General features: G+C 73.2%; 17 protein-coding genes and 1 pseudogene. 5 read left to right on the forward strand and 13 right to left on the reverse strand.

Annotated elements, in window-relative coordinates:
* Positions 1 to 106 precede the first annotated feature (106 nt).
* A pseudogene (locus ACWY4P_RS25935) lies at positions 107 to 781 on the forward strand (response regulator); the annotation flags it as partial.
* A gap of 210 nt (positions 782 to 991) precedes the next feature.
* Positions 992 to 2,029 carry a phosphotransferase gene (locus ACWY4P_RS25940; RefSeq protein WP_456202719.1) on the forward strand — a complete coding sequence of 346 codons (1,038 nt, stop codon included), beginning with the start codon at positions 992 to 994 and terminating at the stop codon, positions 2,027 to 2,029.
* Here ACWY4P_RS25940 and ACWY4P_RS25945 read toward each other — a convergent pair.
* Together ACWY4P_RS25945 and ACWY4P_RS25950 are read right to left on the reverse strand one after the other, a co-directional pair.
* Complete coding sequence (locus ACWY4P_RS25945) at positions 2,026 to 4,065, reverse strand: transposase (RefSeq protein WP_456202720.1); 2,040 nt, start codon at positions 4,063 to 4,065, stop codon at positions 2,026 to 2,028. The genes ACWY4P_RS25940 and ACWY4P_RS25945 overlap by 4 nt on opposite strands.
* Positions 4,056 to 4,325, reverse strand: a complete 270-nt coding sequence (locus ACWY4P_RS25950) for a hypothetical protein (protein ID WP_456202721.1) — start codon at positions 4,323 to 4,325, stop codon at positions 4,056 to 4,058. Before ACWY4P_RS25950 ends, ACWY4P_RS25945 begins: the two co-directional genes overlap by 10 nt.
* A 64-nt stretch (positions 4,326 to 4,389) precedes the next feature.
* Between ACWY4P_RS25950 and ACWY4P_RS25955 the strand changes: the two genes are divergently transcribed.
* On the forward strand, positions 4,390 to 5,121 hold the full coding sequence (locus ACWY4P_RS25955; RefSeq protein WP_456202722.1) for a transposase: 732 nt from the start codon (positions 4,390 to 4,392) through the stop codon (positions 5,119 to 5,121).
* 166 nt (positions 5,122 to 5,287) lie between these two features.
* Here ACWY4P_RS25955 and ACWY4P_RS25960 read toward each other — a convergent pair whose 3' ends face one another.
* Positions 5,288 to 6,874, reverse strand: coding sequence for a protein kinase domain-containing protein (locus ACWY4P_RS25960; protein ID WP_456202723.1), 1,587 nt, complete (start codon positions 6,872 to 6,874; stop codon positions 5,288 to 5,290).
* Between the two features lie 313 nt (positions 6,875 to 7,187).
* Here ACWY4P_RS25960 and ACWY4P_RS25965 point away from each other — a divergent pair, with 313 nt between their 5' ends.
* Complete coding sequence (locus ACWY4P_RS25965) at positions 7,188 to 8,864, forward strand: protein kinase domain-containing protein (protein ID WP_456202724.1); 1,677 nt, start codon at positions 7,188 to 7,190, stop codon at positions 8,862 to 8,864.
* A gap of 93 nt (positions 8,865 to 8,957) precedes the next feature.
* On the opposite strand, the gene ACWY4P_RS25970 is transcribed toward ACWY4P_RS25965, so the two are convergent.
* The 9 genes from ACWY4P_RS25970 to pdhA form a co-directional block, all read right to left on the reverse strand.
* Positions 8,958 to 9,848, reverse strand: coding sequence for an NAD-dependent epimerase/dehydratase family protein (locus ACWY4P_RS25970; RefSeq protein ID WP_456202725.1), 891 nt, complete (start codon positions 9,846 to 9,848; stop codon positions 8,958 to 8,960).
* A 287-nt stretch (positions 9,849 to 10,135) separates the two neighbouring features.
* Positions 10,136 to 10,696 carry a bacterial proteasome activator family protein gene (locus tag ACWY4P_RS25975; RefSeq protein WP_456202726.1) on the reverse strand — a complete coding sequence of 187 codons (561 nt, stop codon included), beginning with the start codon at positions 10,694 to 10,696 and terminating at the stop codon, positions 10,136 to 10,138.
* 139 nt (positions 10,697 to 10,835) lie between these two features.
* Positions 10,836 to 11,372 carry a hypothetical protein gene (locus ACWY4P_RS25980; RefSeq protein ID WP_456202727.1) on the reverse strand — a complete coding sequence of 179 codons (537 nt, stop codon included), beginning with the start codon at positions 11,370 to 11,372 and terminating at the stop codon, positions 10,836 to 10,838.
* Between the two features lie 95 nt (positions 11,373 to 11,467).
* A complete protein-coding gene (locus tag ACWY4P_RS25985) occupies positions 11,468 to 12,445 on the reverse strand; it encodes an NAD(P)H-quinone oxidoreductase (protein WP_456202728.1) in 978 nt (325 codons plus the stop codon).
* Positions 12,446 to 12,455: 10 nt separating this feature from the next.
* Entirely contained in the window at positions 12,456 to 14,027 is a 1,572-nt protein-coding gene (locus ACWY4P_RS25990; protein WP_456202729.1) for a molybdopterin molybdotransferase MoeA, read from the reverse strand.
* Positions 14,024 to 14,854, reverse strand: coding sequence for an NTP transferase domain-containing protein (locus tag ACWY4P_RS25995; protein WP_456202730.1), 831 nt, complete (start codon positions 14,852 to 14,854; stop codon positions 14,024 to 14,026). The genes ACWY4P_RS25990 and ACWY4P_RS25995 overlap by 4 nt, the downstream gene beginning before the upstream one ends.
* A 50-nt stretch (positions 14,855 to 14,904) precedes the next feature.
* Positions 14,905 to 16,407 carry a dihydrolipoamide acetyltransferase family protein gene (locus tag ACWY4P_RS26000; RefSeq protein WP_456213058.1) on the reverse strand — a complete coding sequence of 501 codons (1,503 nt, stop codon included), beginning with the start codon at positions 16,405 to 16,407 and terminating at the stop codon, positions 14,905 to 14,907.
* The gene (locus tag ACWY4P_RS26005; RefSeq protein ID WP_456202731.1) at positions 16,407 to 17,438 is read right to left on the reverse strand and encodes an alpha-ketoacid dehydrogenase subunit beta; all 1,032 of its coding nucleotides are present in this window, start codon (positions 17,436 to 17,438) and stop codon (positions 16,407 to 16,409) included. Before ACWY4P_RS26005 ends, ACWY4P_RS26000 begins: the two co-directional genes overlap by 1 nt.
* Positions 17,435 to 18,565, reverse strand: a complete 1,131-nt coding sequence (gene pdhA, locus ACWY4P_RS26010; protein ID WP_456202732.1) for a pyruvate dehydrogenase (acetyl-transferring) E1 component subunit alpha — start codon at positions 18,563 to 18,565, stop codon at positions 17,435 to 17,437. The genes ACWY4P_RS26005 and pdhA overlap by 4 nt, the downstream gene beginning before the upstream one ends.
* A gap of 166 nt (positions 18,566 to 18,731) precedes the next feature.
* On the opposite strand from pdhA, the gene ACWY4P_RS26015 reads away from it, so the two are divergent.
* Positions 18,732 to 19,220 (forward strand): Lrp/AsnC family transcriptional regulator, encoded by a 489-nt coding sequence (locus ACWY4P_RS26015; protein WP_456202733.1) that lies wholly within the window; start codon positions 18,732 to 18,734, stop codon positions 19,218 to 19,220.
* Between the two features lie 69 nt (positions 19,221 to 19,289).
* On the opposite strand, the gene ACWY4P_RS26020 is transcribed toward ACWY4P_RS26015, so the two are convergent.
* Positions 19,290 to 19,877, reverse strand: a complete 588-nt coding sequence (locus tag ACWY4P_RS26020; RefSeq protein ID WP_456202734.1) for a TetR/AcrR family transcriptional regulator — start codon at positions 19,875 to 19,877, stop codon at positions 19,290 to 19,292.
* Positions 19,878 to 19,879: the final 2 nt, after the last annotated feature.

A 19,879-nucleotide genomic window follows, 5' to 3' on the forward strand; every position in this document is an offset into this window, starting at 1 on the left:
GGTCACAGCCCCGCAGTCCGCCGGAACAACCGCACGTTATCTCCCCACCCAACGGCGCGAAAAGACATTGAGGACACCGGAAGGCCCAGTGTGTGAGACTGGATTCGTGCGCGAAGAAGGAAAAATCAGCATTTTCCTACTCGACGACCATGAAATCCTACGACGCGGTGTTCATGACCTCCTCTCGGGTGAGCCGGACATGGTGGTGGCCGGCGAGGCGGGCACCGTGGCCGAGGCCCTGGCCCGGATCCCCGCGGCGCACCCCGATGTCGCCCTGTTGGATCTACGGCTGCCGGACGGCAGCGGCGTCGAGGTCTGCCGTGCGCTCCGCGCCCGCCACCCGGACATCCGGTGCCTGATGCTCTCCTCCTTCGCCGACGACGCGGCCCTCATCGACGCGATCATGGCGGGCGCCTACGGCTATGTCCTCAAGGACGTCGGAAGCGGCGAACTGCTCACGGCGGTACGCGACGTGGCCGCGGGCCGCTCCCTGCTCGACCCGGCCGCCACGGCCCGCATGCTGGAGCGGCTGCGCACAGGTGCCGGGGCGGGCGTGAACGCCGGCGCGGGTGGACTGGGCGACGACCGGAGCGCCGGCCTCACCGAGCAGGAGCGCCGGATCCTCCTGCTGATCGGGGAAGGGCTGACCAACCGCGCGATCGGCGAGCGGCTGCATCTGGCCGAGAAGACGATCAAGAATTATGTCTCCGGGCTGCTGGCCAAGCTCGGCATGGAGCGCCGCTCGCAGGCCGCCGCGTACGTGGCCCGGCTACAGGCCCAGGCGCAGGCCCCGGCCGCGGCCCCCGCCCAGGCCACTGCCCAGGCCTCGACGCGGGACCAGACGCGGGACCAGACGCGGGACCAAGCGCGGGACCAGGCGCGGGACAGGGCCCCGGCCGAGGGCCGGAAGACCCAGCCGCAGAAGCACTGAGCGGACCCCCGCGTCAACTCGCGCCATCCGGCCCACGCTCGTTGATCTAACATCTGGCGCGTGCCGCGCTCACATGTAACCTCCGCCGAGACCGCTCCCGACGGGGAAACCCTGAGCGCGCTGTTGCGCCGCTACGACGGCCCCGGCGAGGCGGTGTCCTGCGATCGCGTCGCCGAGGGCCTGCTCAACCGCGGCTACCGCCTGGCCACCACCCGCGGCCGGTTCTTCCTCAAGCACCACCTGGACGGGGACCGCGCCGCCATCGACCGCCAGCACCGCGTGACCAAGGAACTGGAGGCGCTCGGGGTGCCCGTCGCCCCGCCCGTCCCCGACGCCGACGGCCACACCGTCGCGGTCATCGGCGGCCGCTGCTACGCCCTGCACCCCTGGGTCGACGGGCGGCACCGGGTCGGCGGCGAGCTGACCGCCGCCCAGTCATGGCGGCTCGGCGGGCTGCTCGGGCGCGTCCACACCTGCCTGGAGCAGGTCGTGGTGGCCCGCGCGGCCGACCGGCAGCCCCCCGAGGCCTCGGCCGACCCCGAGTACACCTTCGCGCTCATCGACCGGCTGCTCACCCTCACCCGCGGCCGCCGCCGGCGCGACCCCTTCGACGAGCTCGCCGAACACCGCCTGGTCGAACGGCGCGCGCTGCTGGAGCGGCACGCCCACCGCCGCCCGGAGGCCGACGCCATCCCGGCCACCGGCTGGGTCCATGGCGACTTCCACCCGCTGAATCTTCTCTACCGCGATACGGAACCGGCCGCGATCGTCGACTGGGACCGGCTCGCGGTGCAGCCCCGCGCCGAGGAGGCGGTCCGCGCCGCCGCGATCTTCTTCGTACGGCCGGGCGGCCCACTGGAGCTGGACAAGGTGCGGCCGTACGCGCGGGCGTACCGCCGCGCGACCGGCGCCGGGGCCGCCGAGATGGCGGCGGCCGTGCACCGGGTGTGGTGGGAGCGGCTCAACGACTTCTGGATGCTGCGCTGGCGCTACCAGGACGGGGACCGGCGCGCCGATCCGCTGTTCCCCGCGGCGGCGGCCCTGGCGGTGTGGTGGACGCGGGAGTACGAGGCGGTCCGCGACGCCTTCTGCGGCTAAGACTTATCCCGCATGTGTGTGCGGGGGCGGCCGGTGTGCGGTCGTGTCGTTCCGGCGTGGGCCTTGAGCCGCGTGGGTGCGGGTCGGGTCTCATCCGGGGTTGCCACGGTGCAGGGTCCGGCATTTCGCCGAGCAGAGGCCATCCGTTGCCGGGGAAGGATGTTCCGGCGGCGGGGTTCGGCTGCCGCGCGGGTCCGGCCCAAGGGCGCGGACTTCGGTGCGGTTGACTCGGACAGGGCTTCTTGCAGCCCCTGGGCGAAGAGAATCTGGGCGGTACGGGCGCGGGCGTGGTCCAGGCGGGCGGTGGCGGGGTCGTCGGGGTCGGTAAGGGTGGTGAAGGCGGCCAGAGCGGCGGAGACCAGGTCACGGTCCCCGCGCAGCCCGCAGCCGCCATCGGCCGGGTCACAGTCATGGGTGCGCCGGCGCAGGGACTTGGGTACGCGCCGGCCGCACAGGCAGTGCTGGGACAGGGCGGTGGTGAAGGTCGAGGCGCGCAGGAGCCGCCCGCCGGCGGCCGTACACTCGGCGGCCAGGGCGGCGATCAGCCGTCCGGGGGTGGTAGCCGAGCAGGCACGGCCCCACAGGCGGAACCAGGTACGGATGTCACAGTCCTCGACGGTCAGGTTCGGACCGTGGGCGGCGACCACAGCGGCGGCGATCTTCTTCGCACGGTGGTGGGAGGCCTCGGCCGCACTCGCAGCCGCGGCACTGTGGCGAGCCCGCAGATTCCGGTAGCCGGTGCTCACCGTGTCGCGGCGGAAGGCCCGCTGGGGTTTTCCGGTCGCGGTGGTGCGCCGGGGTCCGGCCGGGACGGCGACGGCCTTCGGGGGCAGGCCTGCTGCACCCCGGCGTTCGTCGCGGGTCTGTTGGCGGGGGGAGGGCTGGTACTGGGCGGGGTTGGTCGAACGGCGGGAGCGGTCGAGGGCGCGCTGGCGTCCCCGGGCCTTCTTGCGCGCTGTGGCCCAGGCGTGTTGCTCCTGCTCGCTCAGGGTGATGCGGGAGGAGCGTACCGGCCCATCCCCCGCGTCACCCGCGTCACCGGGGGTGGTGGGGAAGGAGACGACGGCGAGGTTGGAGACGTTGCCGTCCACCCCGCCGACACGCTGCAGGGCGGCGGCCTGCCGGCGCCGGATACGGGTGGCCAAGGAGGCGTAGCCGGGGGCCAGGATCATCAGATGGGCCTCATAGGCCCAGCCGCCCGGGGCGGCCGGATCCCGCCTGCGCACCAGGTCGATCTTGTGCCACCGGCTCGGGTCGTTCAGGTAGTGCAGCAGATAGGGCCAGCGTCCGGCCCCTTGCGCAAGCCGCACCGGCAGGACGATATCCCCTCGTCCAGTGGGCCCACCTGCGAAGACAACGGTCAGCGGCCCGGTGTGGTCGAACCAGGTCGCCGCCCTCGCGCGGGGGCGGCCTGCGGCGTCGAGGGTGCCGGTGGGGATGCGGCCGGTGGGCCGGGCGGGGGTGGGCATGCGGCGCGGCTGGGCCAGCACCCGCACGCCCGGCACCAGCCGGGCGGCCTGGGCGGGGGTGGTGACCTGGGGCGGCAGCGCGGGGTTCCTGAAGGTGTCCAGGTGTCCGGCGAGGGTGCCGTGCAGGCGGAAGGTCTCCCACTTGCGCTCGGTGGTGTGCGAGCGGGCCCGGCCCGGGATGCGGGTGTACTCCCACCAGGTCCCGGTCCTGGGGCGCCCGGCCCGCCGCCCCGACGCGTCCGGGTGCAGGTGCCGGGCCACACCGGCCCACACCTCGTCGGCCTGGTGCATCACCAGCGCCTTCGACACATGATCGCTCAACCAGCCTGAGCGTTCCAGATGCCGGTACGCGCGGTGCTCCAGCCCGGTGCGGGACAGGCCCAGCTCGGCCCGCCAGGTCTTCACGTCGCTCTCGCGCCGCACGTCACCGGCCCAGTAGGCGTCGACCACATCCCGCGCGTCACGCTGCAGGGCGCGTTTGACCTGCCACATCGCCGAAAACAACTGCTCGACCCGGCGGCGGACATCCGCATCGGCGACGACCAGCGGCAGCCGGATCACCGACACCGGCGCATCCTTCGCCCGCCGCCACACCTCACCCCGGTTCGGCCCCCGAAACCGCCGCCCCGCCCCAGACACAGCCGATGACCGACCCGCCACACTCCCCCCCCTCTCTCCCGGACCGTCAGCGTCAGCGTCAGCGTCAGCGTCAGCGTCAGCGTCAGCGTCAGCGTCAGCGTCAGCGTCAGCGTCAGCGTCAGCGTCAGCGTCAGCGTCAGCGTCAGCGTCAGCGTCAGCGTCAGCGTCAGCGTCAGGCATAACGTCATGAAGTCAGTTCGGGTTACGGTCAGTTGTACGGAACTTCGTCCCGCCACCTGCTCTTCTGCTCAGTTGAAGGCGTGGACGGGGCTGTCCGGGCCGCAGCTGCATGCCCTGATCACCCGTCTGTGGCGGCGCCGCCCGGACAGCGGGTGCGGCCGGCCCTGGTCACTTACTTTCGGTGACCGGGTGCTGCTGGTCATCCTGGGCCACCGCACGAACCTCACCATGGAGCAGCCGGCCGCGCTGTTCGCCACCACGGACTCCACCGTGCACCGGGTCACCGCCGACCTCGCACCGCACCTCGCCGCCCCGCCCGGCCCGCCGCCCGCCGACCGGCGGGAGCTGTGGCTGGTGGACGACACCCTCATTCCGGTGCACGACCAGCAGAAGACGAAGAAGCCGAAGAACTACCGGCGCAGTGTGAATGTGCAGATCGTCTGCCGGGCCCGTGACCGCCGCATCGTCGCGGTCGACGACGCCTGGCCGGGCAACCGCAACGATGCGGTGGTCTTCCGGGAGACCACCGGCAAGACCCTGCCCGATCATCCCCACCTGTCCGGCGATGGTGGTTATCAAGGGATCGAGCGGATCCGCTCGCCCCGGCGCGGGCCCGACCGGAAGATCATCAAGGACCGGGATCACCGGCGATTCCGCAAGCGCCGCGCCGTCGCCGAACACACCATCGCGCGCCTCAAGGACCACCAGGTCCTCCGCCAGTGCCGCCGCAAAGGAGAAGGGATCAACCACACCGTCGCCGGCATCGCCGCCCTGCACAACCTGAAACTGGAGATCAACGGCTGACCCCAGACCCGCGACTGCCCACAGGAAAACACGTTTGACCTGGCATTACGGGATATCTCTTAGTAGCGGCTCGTAGCGGCTCGTAGGAGGGATGACGCGACGGGGCGCGCCTTCGCTCAGGCGCGCCCCGTCGGAACTCCAGTGAGCCGGCCGGCTGATCAGCGGGTCAGCCGGTCACCCCGGCGCCCCCGGCGGTCGGATCGGTGGGATCCGTGGTCGGGGGCGTCGTGGGCGGAGTCGTCGGCGGGGTGGTCACATCGCCGCTCGGAGTCGTCGGGTCATCGGTCGGCTCGTCGGTGGGCGAGCCCGTCCCCGTGTCCGTCGGAGACGGGGTCGTGGGCTCGGTGTACGTGGGCGACGACGGCTCCGCGGAGCCGGGGTAGCCGCCCGTGTCCCCGGAGGTCTCCGTGGGCGAGCTCGTCTCCGTCTGCTCGTCCGTCGCCTCCTCGGTCGGCTCCTTGGTGGGGGACTGCGTGGTCGACGTCTCCGCCTTGCCCGGCTGCTTCCCGTCGTTCTTGTCGCCGCCGAAGTTCATCGCGAACGCGACCCCGGCCGCGATGGCGATCACCGCGAGCACGGCGAGCAGCCACAACTTGCCGCGGCCGCTACGGCCGCCGGAGCCGTTGTCGTACCCGCCGTCGTAGCCGCCGTCGTCATCGCGCCGGCCCGACAGGATCGGCTGCTGGCTGGTGTCGCCGTGCCCGGGGTGGGGCAGGGCGGTGGTGCCGGCCATGCCCATCGCGCCCGTGGAGCCGCCCAGGTGCTGGGTGACCGGGCCGGTGTTCCAGGTGCCGGTGTGGCCGCCCGCGTCGGTCAGCATCTGCAGGGCGTACTGCACCAGGCCGCGCATTTCTTCGGCGCTCTGGAACCGGTCGTCCGGGTCCTTGGCCAGCGAGCGCATCACGAGCCCGTCGAGCTCCGGCGGCACCACACCGCCGGAGACCTCGGACGGCGGCACCGGCATGTCCTGAACGTGCTGGTAGACCACCGACAGCGGGGTCTCGCCGACGAACGGCGGGCGCTGCGCGAGCAGCTCGTAGAGCAGACAACCGGTGGCGTACAGGTCGGAGCGGTGGTCGACGGCCTTGCCGAGGGCCTGCTCCGGCGAGAGGTACTGGGGGGTGCCCATGACCATGCCGGTCTGGGTCATGGTGGAGGCGGCCCCGTGCAGGGCGCGGGCGATGCCGAAGTCCATCACCTTCACGGCGCCGCCGTGGGTGATGATCACGTTCGCCGGCTTGATGTCACGGTGCACGATGCCGTGCTGGTGGCTGTACGCCAGCGCCTCCAGCACCCCCGAGACAATGATCATCGCCTGGTCCGGCGGCGGCGCCTCGGCGTTGACCAGAAGATCGCGGATCGTACGGCCCTCGACCAGCTCCATGACGATGTACGGCACGACGCTTTGAATGGAACCGGCGTGGCCGACGATGTCCTCGCCGGAGTCGTAGACCGCGACGACGGCATGGTGGTTGAGCCCGGCGACCGACTGTGCCTCGCGGGTGAAGCGGGCCTTGGAGACCGGGTCCTCCGCCAGGTCGGCGCGGAGCAGCTTCACCGCGACCGTACGGCCGAGCCGCACGTCCTCGGCGGCGAACACCTCGGCCATGCCGCCGCGGCCGAGACGGCCGGTGAGTCGGTAGCGGCCGTCGCCGACCAGCCCGCCGTTACCCCACGCCTCCGGAGAGTCCGACAATCCGGACCCGGTGGCGTCAGGTTCGGAGGGCCCCTGGGCGCTCTGGGTCGGTGCCATCGGTCCTCGCCGTCTGAATCTGGATGGGGGGTCTGTCGTGATCGCCCCGCTCGCGGGCGGTACGGTTTCCTGCTAGGGCACGCTACAGGGTTCGTGCCGCTCGCCGGTTCCTGATGGACCGGCCATCCAACCTGTAGTAGGCGGGGCCATGCAAATCGCGTGACGGGTTCTTGCACATCCGGTCACGGAACGGGCACGTCGCTTGACGTGTCCGCGGCCTGGGGCAGACTGGGCCAGGGTATCGAGTACAAGAAGATCAATGGGTCAGAACGTGCGCGTCAAGGTAGTGAGTGCGCCGAGGGGGACGTAAGAAATGAGCCAGCAGGGCGCACCAGGCCGCTACGAGGGGAAATCGCTCGCCGGCGGCCGCTATCAACTGCGGGACCTGCTCGGCGAGGGCGGCATGGCCTCCGTCCACCTGGCCTACGACAGCGTCCTCGACCGCCAGGTCGCGATCAAGACCCTGCACACCGAACTGGGCCGTGAGCAGTCCTTTCGCGAGCGCTTCCGCCGCGAGGCCCAGGCGGTCGCCAAGCTGACCCACACCAACATCGTCTCGGTCTTCGACACCGGCGAGGACACGATCGACGGCGCCGTGATGCCGTACATCGTCATGGAGTACGTCGAGGGGCAGCCGCTGCGTTCCGTCCTCGACGTCGATGCGCGGCAGTACGGCGCGATGCCCACGGAAAAAGCGCTGAAAATCACCGCCGACGTGCTGGCCGCGCTGGAGATCAGCCACGAAATGGGGCTGGTCCACCGCGACATCAAGCCCGGTAACGTGATGATGACCAAGCGTCATGTGGTCAAAGTCATGGACTTCGGCATCGCCCGCGCCATGCAGTCGGGTGTGACCTCCATGACCCAGACCGGCATGGTCGTCGGCACCCCGCAGTATCTCTCGCCGGAGCAGGCCCTCGGCCGCGGCGTGGACGCCCGCAGCGACCTGTACTCCGTCGGCATCATGCTCTTCGAGCTGCTGACGGGACGGCTGCCGTTCGACGCGGACTCGCCGCTCGCCATCGCGTACGCGCACGTCCAGGAGGAGCCGGTCGCTCCCTCCACGATCAACCAGGCCATCCCCCCGGCGGTGGACGCGCTGGTCGCCCGCGCCCTGAAGAAGAACCCGAACGAGCGTTTCCCCACCGCCGAGGCGATGCGCGACGAGTGCGCCCGCGTCTCGCGCACCGGCCAGACCGGCGCCTCCCCGATCATCATCAGCGGCGGCCCGCCCGCCCGCAGCGGCTCCGGAGTCGGCTCGGCCGTCTTCCCGCCGGTCGGCCAGCAGCCCCCCGGCCCCGGCCTCGGGAACGTCCAGACCCCGTACCAGCCGCAGTCCTCGGGCGGATTCGGCGGCTTCGGCCCCTCCACCCCGCCGCCGCCCAACCAGCCGGTGGCCCAGCAGGGCTACCAGACCCCGGCGCCGGCGCCGACCCCCGCGCCGTACGCGCAGGGCGGCGCCAACACCCCGCCGCCGTACACCGTCTCGCCCGCCTCGGCCCCGTCCTCGGGCGGCGGGCAGGGCGGCGACAACGGCAACAAGCGCGTGATCATCGGCTCGGCGGTCGTCGCGGCGATCGCGGTCCTCGCCGTGGTCCTGGTGATCGCCCTCAGCGGCGGCGGGTCCAAGGACGAACAGGCCGGCGGCGACGGCAAGGAGACCACCACCAAGCCCGCCTCGGCGTCCTCGGCTCCGGCCGGGTTCCGCATGGGCGACAAGACCAAGACCATCGACCCGGAGAAGTGCACCGACGCCTCGGAGGCGTACGACCAGAAGGGCGCCTACAACGTGCCCGACTTCCAGAACCTCTACATCGACTCGGTGAAGAAGTGCATCCGGGCCGCGGGCTGGAAGTACCGCGTGACCCCCGAGGACGAGAACCTGTGGGGCAAGGGCACCGTCCTCAACTACACGTACCGCAACTACGAGGCGTACGACCCGAAGACCGACACCATCGAGCTGACGGTCTCCACAGGGAATCCGAGCTGATCCCTTCTGTTCTCAGGTCGGGGCCCGGCGGATGCCGGGCCCCGACCCTTTTATGCCGACCTTTTTATGCCGGGCCTGCCGTCTTTCGTCGGGTCACAGCGCCGTGAAGCCCGTCCGCCAGGTCGGGTGGAGCGGCCGCCAGCCGAGCCGCCGGCGGGCAAGGGTGTTGTCGGCCCCTCGCTCCCAGCCCGCCCGGCCGCCGTCCACGGCGGGGGCGGGCGCCGGCGCCCCCACCGCGGCCGCGAAGGCCGGCAACCACGCCCGGGCCGGCGCCGGCTCGTCGTCCACGATGTTCACCGTGCCGCTCGGCCAGTCCAGTGCGGCCACCGCGGCGCGCGCGGCGTCCTCGACATGGACGAACGAGCTGACCGCGTCGCCCGCCACAAGCGGGCCGATCAGCGCCGCCACCGGATCCCCCGCCGCCTGCTCGCCGCGCAGCGCGGCCTCCAGCGGCCCGCCCCGCGCGTACCAGGTACCGGGGCCGTAGAAGGTTCCGTAACGCAGTACGACATGCGTCTCGATCTCCGCGGCCGCCTCCTCCAGCGCCCGCAGACTGCCGACCATCCCGGCCCGCGGCGGCTCCGCTGCCACATCGAGCTGGGTGGACTCGTCGGCCGGGGCGTCGCCGGGCGCGTAGGCCCAGGAGATGGACTGGGCGACGATACGCGTGGCCCCGGCGCGCTTGGCGGCGTCGACGAGATGGCGGGTGCCCTCCCTGCGGATCCGCCCGTTCGCGGCGCGGTCGCCGGTCGCCAGGTCGGTCAGCTGGTGGATGACCGCCTCGGGGGCGGCGGCCGCGACCGCCCGGTGCACGCTGTCGGCGTCGAAGACGTCGACGCGTACGGCCGAGGCCCCCTGCGCGCGCAGCCGCTCCGCTCCCTCCGGGGTGCGGGTACCGCCGGTGACCTCGTGTCCCGCCGCGACGAGAAGCGGGACGAGGCGGCGGCCGACGGCGCCCGTGGCTCCCGCGACGAAGATGCGCATGGTTGGCAGACCTCTCTCTGCTCTGGGCTCTGCTCTGAGCTGATCAACGACCAGGCCAGGCTAGAAAGCGACCGGACCGCTGTCAGGGGACAATCCGGGGGCGAGGCGATGGGCCATTTCGCGTTACGGGGCAAGGCGGCGGCAAGACGGCGGCGGGCCGTCCCCGGGAGACTCACGAGTCCCGGGGACGGCCCGCCGTAGGTAAGTGCCGAGATAAGGGAGGTAGGTGGAAGGCAGAGGTAAGGGAGCCAGGCGGGTCGGTCGACGGCTGAAGGGTCGGCTATCGGCTAAAGGTACGGGCCCGAACGCGCGCCGCCGTGCTGTGGCCCGCCCTCCCCGTCCTCGCCTCCGATGCCCGGCGGCAGGGCCCGGCGCATCTGCTCCAGCTGCGCGCGCGCCGCCATCTGCTGGGCGAACAGCGTCGTCTGAATGCCGTGGAACAAGCCCTCGAGCCAGCCGACCAGCTGGGCCTGGGCGATCCGCAGCTCGGCCTCGGTCGGGACGGCCTCGTCGGTGAAGGGGAGGGAGAGGCGTTCCAGCTCGCCGATCAGCTCGGGCGCGAGCCCGTCCTCCAGCTCCTTCACCGAGCTGGAGTGGATCTCTTTGAGACGGACCCGGCTGGCCTCGTCGAGAGGTGCCGCGCGGACTTCCTCCAGAAGCTGCTTGATCATGCTGCCGATGCGCATGACCTTGGCCGGCTGTTCGACCATGTCCGTCACGGGAACCTCGCGCGACTCGTCGTCACCGCCGCTGTCGCCAGAAAAGGCGCTCCCGAGGGCCATGCCGTCCGGACCGACGACCAGGACGTGCGGGCTCTCCTGCGATCGTTCGTTCATCGGCTGGTTCATAACCCCCATTGTTCCGCACGAGCGCCAGTACGGAGGGGGAGGGTGGTCGGTATTCGGCACCGTTCTCGGGCGCCCTGGGCGCGGCCGTGGCCGGGCGGCGCCGCTACTGCCCCCTCAGTGGCGTCCTCAGTGGGCAGCCCTAGGACCGGCGCAGCCGCAGGCCGAGGAACGCGAGTCCGAGGCCGAGCCCCATCAGGGCCAGGCCGGTGCCGAGCGGCAGCACGCGCAGCGCCCGCCCGGTGGGCACGGCGTCGGTCCGCGCGGCGTCGCCGGGGTCGGCGGGGTCGCCGGGGTCGGCGGGGTCGCCGGGGTCGGCGGGGTCAGTGGGGTCGGTGAGGTCGGTGAGGTCGGTGGGGTCGGTGGGGTCGTACGCGTCGTCGGACGACTCCTGCGGCCGCTGCGTCTGCGTCCTCTGGCCCTGCTTGCGCCGCCCCTCCGGCCGCTCCCCCGTGCCCTCGCCGGCCCGCCGCGAGGGCACGGGCCCGACCGACGCGCCGGGCGGTACGGCATCGGGCTCCTCGGTGCGTCCGGGGTGGGCCCGGCCCTCTCCGGCGCGGGTCCCCGCCAGCTCGTCGTTGTCGTCGGCACGCGCCACGGCGGGTACGGCCAGCAGCGCCACACCGGCCATCACCAGCACCGTCGGCAGCGTACGCAGCGTACGAAGCGCAGGTCTCACGGTCGTCACCCTCCCGTGCCGAGCCGTCGCATGACGGATTCAGCGTCACACGACGGCACGGGCACGGCACCCGGGGCTTAGACCGTCCGGCCGCCTCAGACCGTCAGCAGTACCTTGCCGACGTGGCCGCTCCGCTCGAGCACGCGGTGCGCCTCGGCGGCCTCGCGCATCGGGATCGTACGGTCGACGATCGGGCGCACCCGGCCGCTCTCGATGAGGGGCCAGACGTGCTCGCGCACCGCCGCGACGATCGCCGCTTTCTCCGCGAGGGGGCGGCCACGCAGGCTGGTGGCCATCACGGCGCCGCGCTTGGCCAGCAGCGCGCCGAGGTTCAGCTCGGCCTTCGCCCCGCCCTGAAGACCGATGATCGCCAGCCGTCCGTTGGTGGCGAGCGCGGCCACGTTCCGGGCGAGGTACTTCGCGCCGACGATGTCCAGGATCACATCCGCTCCGGCGCCCTCGGTGGCCGTGCGCACCTCCTCCACGAAGTCCTGCTCGTGGTAGTCGATCAGGATGTCGGCGCCCAGCTCACGGCAGGCCGCCAGCTTTTCCGCGCTGCCCGCCGTGACCGCGACCCGCGCGCCGACCGCCTTCGCGAGCTGGATCGCCATGGTGCCGATGCCGCTGGAACCGCCGTGCACCAGCAGGGTCTCGCCCGGCCGGAGGTGGGCGAGCATGAAGACGTTCGACCAGACGGTCGCGGTCACCTCGGGGAGGGCGGCGGCGGTGACCGGATCGAGGCCGGAGGGCACGGGCAGCAGCTGCCCCGCGGGCACCGCCACCTTCTCGGCGTAACCGCCGCCCGCGAGCAGCGCGCACACCTCGTCGCCCACCGCCCAGCCGCCGGCGCCGGGGCCCAGCGCCGCGATCCGGCCCGAGCACTCCAGGCCGGGGTACTCGGGGGCGCCCGGGGGCGGGGGGTAGTGGCCCTGGCGCTGTAGCAGATCGGCTCGGTTCACGCCGCCGGCCACGACCTCGACCAGGACTTCGCCCTCGCCGGGTACGGGATCGGGGACCTCCGCCCACACGAGGGCGTCGGGGTCGCCGGGTTCGGGGATGGTGATCGCATGCATGGCGGCGAGGCTACTCCTGAGGTCCGGGCCATGCCGTGGACCAGGGCAGGTCCAGGACCTCGACCTCACTGCCCCGGCCGGCGCCGCCGGGCGGGATGACGGCCAGGCCGTCCGCGACGGCGACGCCGCGCAGCATGGCCGGGCCGTTGAAGCGGAGCGGTCGCGCCTCGTCGTCCCGGAAAACCACCGGGGCCAGGCGGGTGTCGCGCGGGTGACCGTGGACGGCGGCGGCCAGCGGGGCCGGGCAGGGGGTGGGCGTCGGGCGGCCCGTCAGCGTCCGCAGCAGTGGCTCGGCGAGGGTCAGCAGGCCGGACACGGCGGCCAGCGGGTTGCCGGGCAGCCCCACGAGGTGCTTGCCCGGGGCCAGCCGGGCCAGCAGCATCGGGTGGCCGGGGCGCACCGCCACCCCGTCGACCAGCAGCTCGGCGTCCAGCCGGCGCAGCGTGGGGTGGACGTGGTCGACGGGGCCGGCGGCCGTACCGCCGGTGGTCAGGACGACATCGGCGGGGGATCCGGCCACGGCCTCGTACAGGGCCTCCGCGTCGTCGGCCAGCCGGCGGGTCGCCAGCGGCTCGGCGCCGAGCGCGCGCAGCCAGGGGGCGAGCATCGGGCCGAGTGCGTCGCGGATGCGGCCGTCGTGGGGGAGTCCCTGCCGCAGCAGCTCGTCGCCGAGGACGAGGATCTCGACGCGGGGCCGGGGCACGGTCGGCAGCTCGTCGTACCCGGCGGCGGCGGCCAGACCCAGTATCACGGGGGTGACCAGGGCGCCCGCGGGGAGCAGCAGATCGCCGCTGCGGCACTCCTGGCCGCGGGGGCGGATGTCCTGGCCGGGGGTGACGGGGTGGGCCGGGGCGGCGTACAGCCAGCCGTCGCCGGCGGTGCCGTGTTCGGTGCGCAGCACGGCGGTGGCGCCGGGCGGGACGCGGGCGCCGGTGGCGATGCGGATCGCGTGGCCGTCGGGGAGCGGGTCGGTCTCGGCGTGGCCGGCCAGGATCGACTGCCCGGCGGCGGGGAGCCGCCAGGGGCCGGGGCCGGCGACGGCCCAGCCGTCCATGGCGGAGGTGTCGAAGGACGGCAGGTCGGTGAGGGCGGTGAGGGGTGCGGCCAGGACGTGGCCGAGGGCGTCGGGGAGCGTCCGGGCGAGGGGCGAGCGCGCAGCGCTTCCGTTGAGGGTGGTGGTGGTGGGCGACGGGTGGGCGAGGGGGGCGGCCTTGGCCGCGGCCTTCAGGGGGGCGCGGGCCGCGATCGCGCGGGCGTCGGGCCAGGGGGTGCCGGGCCGGTGGTGGGTCCGGGCTCCGGAGGGTCGCTCGCGCCGCGGTGCCGGGTCCTGCGGTGCCGGGTCCTGGAGCGCCCGGCCCTGGGATGGCGGGCCCTGAGACGCGGGGCCCTGGGGCGCCGGGCCCTGGGATGCCGGGTCCCATGGCTCGGGCGGCTCGGGCGGGCCGGGCGGGCCGGGCGGGCCGGGCCGCTCAGGCCATGTCTCAGGGCGGCGTTGATACGTGTCCTGGTCCTTCGCCAGCGCCAGCGCCTCGTCGAACTCGCGGTCCAGCGCGTCGCCGCCGCGGGGGTCCCGGTCCGTCATCCCGCCGACTCGGCCTCTTCCGCCCACCGGGCGGCCAGCGCGGCCGCCTTGCCGGTGGCGGCGGTCAGCGCCTCGGGGCCGCCTCCCTGCTGGGCTGCCGCGTAGCCGACGAGGAAGGTGGTCAGCGGCGCGGCGGGCCTGGCGACGCCGTGCGCGGCGTCCCGGGCGAGGTCGAGAAGGGCGGCGGTGTCGACATCGAGGTCGATACCCAGCTCCGCCTTGACTGCGGCGATCCATTCATCCAACACGTGTCCATGCTCCCTGATCCGTGCGCGGGCAGTGGTGATGTCCTCCCAGGTGTCGCAGTCGAAGGAGGCGGTGGGGTGGTGCAGGCGGCCGAGCTTCAGCTGGGCGGTGAGCAGCCGCAGGGGCAGCCCGGTCAGACCGCCGTGCTCGGCCGCGAGGAGGGCGATCTCCCGGCGCAGCGGCTCGGCCCGGTACGCCGCGACCAGGGGCTGCTCGCGGCCGTCGGAGTCGGTGAGCAGCACCCCTTCGGCCTCGCCGAGGCCCTTGACGAGCGCCCCGACGGTCTCGCCCGTGAGGAACGGCAGATCCGCGGAGAGCAGAAGGACGACGGGCGCCGTGCTCCGGTGCAGGCCGGCGTCGACGGCCGCGACCGGCCCGCCCCCCGGCGGCTCCTCGCGGGTCCAGGACACGGGCCGCGCGGTCGGTCTGCGCGGGCCGACGACGACGGTCCGGCCGGCGCCCCGGCAGGCGCCGAGCACCCGGTCCAGCAGCGGCCGGGCGCCCACCCGCAGCGCCGGCTTGTCGGCGCCGCCCAGCCGCCGGGCGGCGCCTCCGGCCAGGATCACAGCGTCATAGGTCACCCCATGAGTATGTCCCCGTGACAGCCGAGTACAGCCTGCGCCGCGGCGACCTACACCGACCGCAGCAGGACCGCCGGGTGTTCCACACAGTCGGCCACATGGCGCAGGAAGCCACCCGCGGTGCCGCCGTCGCAGACCCGGTGGTCGAAGGTCAGCGACAGCTGCACCACCTGCCGTATGGCCAGTTGGTCCTGGTGCACCCACGGCTTCGCCGCTATCCGGCCGACGCCGAGCATCGCGGCCTCCGGGTGGTTGATGATCGGCGTCGAGCCGTCGACCCCGAAGACGCCGTAGTTGTTGAGCGTGAAGGTGCCTCCGGTCAGCTCGGCGGGGGTGAGGGTGCCCGAGCGGGCGGCCTCGGTGAGGCGGGTCATCTCGGCGGACAGCCCCGCCGTGTCCCGCGCGTGCGCGTCGCGCACCACGGGGACCACCAGGCCGCGGTCGGTCTGTGCGGCGAAGCCGAGGTGGATGTCGGAGCAGCGGGTGATCTCGCCTTCGCTGACGGTCGAGTTCAGCTCGGGGTGGCGTGCGAGGGCCGCCGTGCAGATGCGGCCCAGGAGGGCGAGCAGGGAGATCTTGGGCCCCGCCGTGTTCATGGCCGCGCGGGCGGCGAGCAGCTCGGTCGCGTCGGCGTCCACCCAGCAGGTCGCGTCGGGGATCTCCCGCCTGCTGCGGGCCAGCTTCTCGGCGCCGCGCACGCCCCGCACCCGGACGCGCTTCCCATCGGCCTCCAGCGCGGCCGTCCGCGCGACACCGACGGCGACGGCGACGGGCGGGGCCTGTGCGGCTTGTGCGGTCTGTGCGGCATGCACGGCCTCTACGGCCTTCTCAACGTCGCCGCGCAGGATCAGCCCGTCGGGCCCGGAGCCCCGCAGCTGGCGCAGGTCCAGTCCGTGCTCGCGGGCCAGCCTCCGGACGAGCGGCGAGATGACGGGGACCGGGCCGGGAACCGACGAGGGCCGCGCCGCGCCGTCGGCGCCCGGGCCGCGCCCCGGCGCGGGGGGTACGGGGTGCGTGGCGACCGGGCCAGGGGTCGGCGTCGGCGCGAGGCGCCCGGCCAAGCTCCCGGCAACGCTCTCGGCAACACCCTCTGCCGGGCCGGAGGACGGTGCCGGCGGGGCCGGACGGACGCGGCGGCGCCGGGCGGCCGGGGCCGAGGTGCCATAGCCGACCAGCACATTGCCGGACCCGCCGGCAACCGCCGGGGACCCACCCCCGACGGCCGAGGACCCGCCACCAGCCACCGGGGACCCACCCCCGACGGCCACCGTGGACCCGCCCCCGACGGTCGGCAACCCGCCCTCGGCAGTCGGCACGGCGACCGTCAGCAGCGGCGCGCCGACCGGCAGTTCGGTGCCCTCCTCGCCGAAGCGGGCGGTCACCACCCCGCCGTACGGGCAGGGCACATCCACCATCGCCTTGGCGGTCTCGACCTCCACGACCGGCTGGTCGACCGCGACGACATCGCCGACCTCCACCAGCCAGCGCACGATCTCCGCCCCGGTGAGCCCCTCGCCCAGATCGGGCAGGGTGAACTCGCGCACCTCCGCCATCACACCGCCCTCCCCTCGGTCCACTCCGACTCCCACTGGAGCCGGGCCACCGCGTCCAGCACCCGGTCCACGCCGGGCAGGTGGTGCCGCTCCAGCATCGGCGGCGGGTAGGGGATGTCGAATCCGGCGACGCGCAGCACCGGCGCCTCCAGGTGGTGGAAGCAGCGCTCGGTGATCCGGGCGGCGATCTCCCCGCCGGGTCCGCCGAAGCCCGTGGCCTCGTGGACGATGACGGCCCGCCCGGTCCGGCGGACGGAGGCGCACACCGTCTCGTCGTCGAAGGGCACCAGCGACCGCAGATCGACGACCTCCAGGTCCCAGCCCTCGGCCGAGGCCGCCTCGGCGGCCTCCAGACAGACGGGCACCGAGGGCCCGTACGAGATGAGGGTGGCGGTCCGCCCGCCGGTGGCCGGGCGCCGCACCACGGCCCGGCCGATGGGGGCGACCTCCTCGGGGTGGTCGGGGGACCATTCGGCCTTGGACCAGTAGAGCCGCTTGGGTTCGAGGAAGACGACCGGGTCGTCGGAGGCGATGGCGGCGCGCAGCAGCCCGTACGCGTCGGCGACGGTGGCCGGGGCGACCACATGGAGGCCGGGCGTCGCCATGTAGTACGCCTCGGAGGAGTCGCTGTGGTGCTCCACGCCGCCGATGCCGCCGCCATAGGGCACCCGGACGGTGATGGGCATCGGCAGGGCGCCGCGGGTGCGGTTGCGCATCCGGGAGACATGGCTGACGAGCTGCTCGAAGGACGGGTACGCGAAGGCGTCGAACTGCATCTCGACGACGGGCCGCAGCCCGTACATGGCCATGCCGACGGCGGTGCCCAGGATGCCCGCCTCCGCGAGCGGCGTGTCCGTGCAGCGGTCGTCGCCGAACTCCTTGGCGAGCCCGTCGGTGATCCGGAAGACGCCGCCCAGCGTGCCCACGTCCTCGCCGAGGACGTGCACGGCCGGGTCGGCGGCCATCGCGTCGCGCAGCGCGCGGCCCAGGGCCTGGGCCATGGTGGCGGGCTTGACCGCGGTCGTCGTCATCGCTCGCCCTCCTCCGCGGCGAGCTCCGCACGCAGAAAGTCCGTCTGCTCGCGCAGCTGGCCGGTCTTCTCGGCGTAGACGTCCTCGAAGAGATCCATCGGGTCCAGGGCCGGGTCCTGGTGCATCCGCTCGCGCAGATCGGCGGCCAGCCGCTCGGCGGCGTCGCGCGCGGCCCGTACGGCCTGGTCGTCGAGCAGGCCGCGGTCGCGCATCGCCTCCTCCAACAGGGTGATGGGGTCGTGCGCGCGCCAGGCCTCCACCTCGGCGTCCGAGCGGTAGCGGGTGGCGTCGTCGGCGTTGGTGTGGGCCTCGAGGCGGTAGGTGACGGCTTCCACCAGGGTGGGGCCGCCGCCCGCGCGTGCCCGGCGGACGGCCTCGCCCAGGACCTGGTGCACGGCCACCGCGTCGTTGCCGTCGACCAGTCGGCCGGGCATGCCGTATCCGACGGCCTTGTGGGCAAGGGAGGGGGCGGCGGTCTGCTTGGCGAGCGGGACGGAGATCGCGAAGCCGTTGTTCTGGATGAGGAAGACCACGGGGGCCCGCCACACCGCCGCGAAGTTGAGCGCCTCGTGGAAGTCGCCCTCGCTGGTGCCGCCGTCGCCGACCAGGGCGAGCGCCACCACGTCGTCGCCCTTGAGTCGGGCGGCGTGCGCCAGGCCGACCGCGTGGGGCAGCTGGGTGGCCAGCGGGGTGCACAGCGGGGCCACCCGGTGGTCGCGCGGGTCGTAGCCGGAGTGCCAGTCGCCGCGCAGCAGGGTGAGGGCCTGCACCGGGTCGAGCCCGCGGACGACGGCGGCCAGGGTGTCGCGGTAGCTGGGGAAGAGCCAGTCCTGCTCGCGCAGCACCAGCCCGGCGGCGACCTGGCAGGCCTCCTGCCCGGTGGAGGAGGGGTAGACGGCGAGCCGGCCCTGCCGGGTCAGGGCGGTGGCCTGCGTGTTGTACCGGCGGCCGCGCACCAGCTCGCCGTAGAGCCGGGTCAGCAGGGCGGGGTCAATATCGGCCGCGGCATCGGTGCCCAGCAGGCGGTACGGCTCCGCGTCGGGCAGCAGCGGCGCGGCGTCGACGCGCGGCTGCCAGGCGGGCGGGGGAGTGGGCCGATAGGCACCGGGCTGCTCAAGGACCGTCATGGCGCGACCTCCTGCGGGCAGAGAGCTGATGAGACGGGCAGACCCCTCCCTACCGATTGTTCGGTCGATGACGCATTTTGGCTACAGGCGGCCTCAGCCTGTGGACAAACGGTTCGGCACGGCATGAGATGTGGCCAGGACGTCCATGAAGGGGAGGCGGGGCGGTATGCGGGGCGAACAGATGGCCAATCCGGGCGACAAGCCCCCCGCCCGCTCCCTGGATCCGATCGACCGCGACATCCTGCGCATGCTCCGGGCGGACGGCCGCGCCTCGATACGCTCCGTCGCCGAACGGGTGCATGTCTCGCGCGCCAATGCCTACGCCCGCATCAACCGCCTCATCGACGACGGGGTGATCCGCGGCTTCAGTGCCCGGGTGGACCAGGAGCGGGCCGGGCAGGGCGCGTCGGCGTACATCACGTTGAAGATCGTGCAGAACTCGTGGCGCACGGTCCGCGAACAGCTCAGAGAGCTTCCGGGCGCCGCTCACATCGCTCTGGTCAGCGGGGACTTCGATGTGCTGCTGCTGGTCCACACCGAGGACAACCGCTCACTGCGCGAGCTGGTCCTCACCCGCATCCAGGCCATACCGGAGGTGCTGAGCACGCGGACGCTGCTGGTCTTCGAGGAGACCGACCTCGACCCCGAGTTCTGACACCCCTCACCCGCCCGGGAACCCCTCACCTGTCCAGGTCCCTCAGGTGAACCGAGCCCTGGAAGAAAATTAGCTGCGCAGGCCCGCGAACGCCGTGCGGACCACCGCGTCGGCCACCTCGTCCGTGGTCGCGGCCCCGCCCCGGCCCGGCCGGTACCACTCCACAATCGAATTGATCATGCCGAAGAGCAGCCGGGTCGCCAGCCGGGCGTCCACGTCCGGCCGCAGATCCCCGTCCGCCACGGCCTGCTTGAGCAGTTCGGCGACCTCGTGGTCGAAATCCCGCCGCCGGGCCATGGCCCACCGCTCGGTGTCCGTGTTCCCGCGCACGCGCAGCAGCAGGGTGACGTACGGCACCTCCGCCATCAGCACCTCGGTGGTGCGCCGGGTCACGTACTCCAGCCGCTCGACCGCCCGCCCGTCGCGCGCGCCCGGCTCCTGGAGGATGCCGAACAGTCCGTCGAGGGCACGGCTTATGGCCAGCCGCAGCAGCTCTTCCTTGCCTTTGACATGGTGGTAGATCGACGACTTGGAGATCCCGGCGGCACGCGAGAGATGCTCCATGGAGGTGCCGTCGTAGCCACGCTCGTTGAACACCTCCACGGCGACCGCGAGCAGCGATTCGGGCGTGTAGGTGTCGCGCTTCGACATGGTCATGA

The organism is Streptomyces sp. LZ34 (assembly GCF_053890475.1).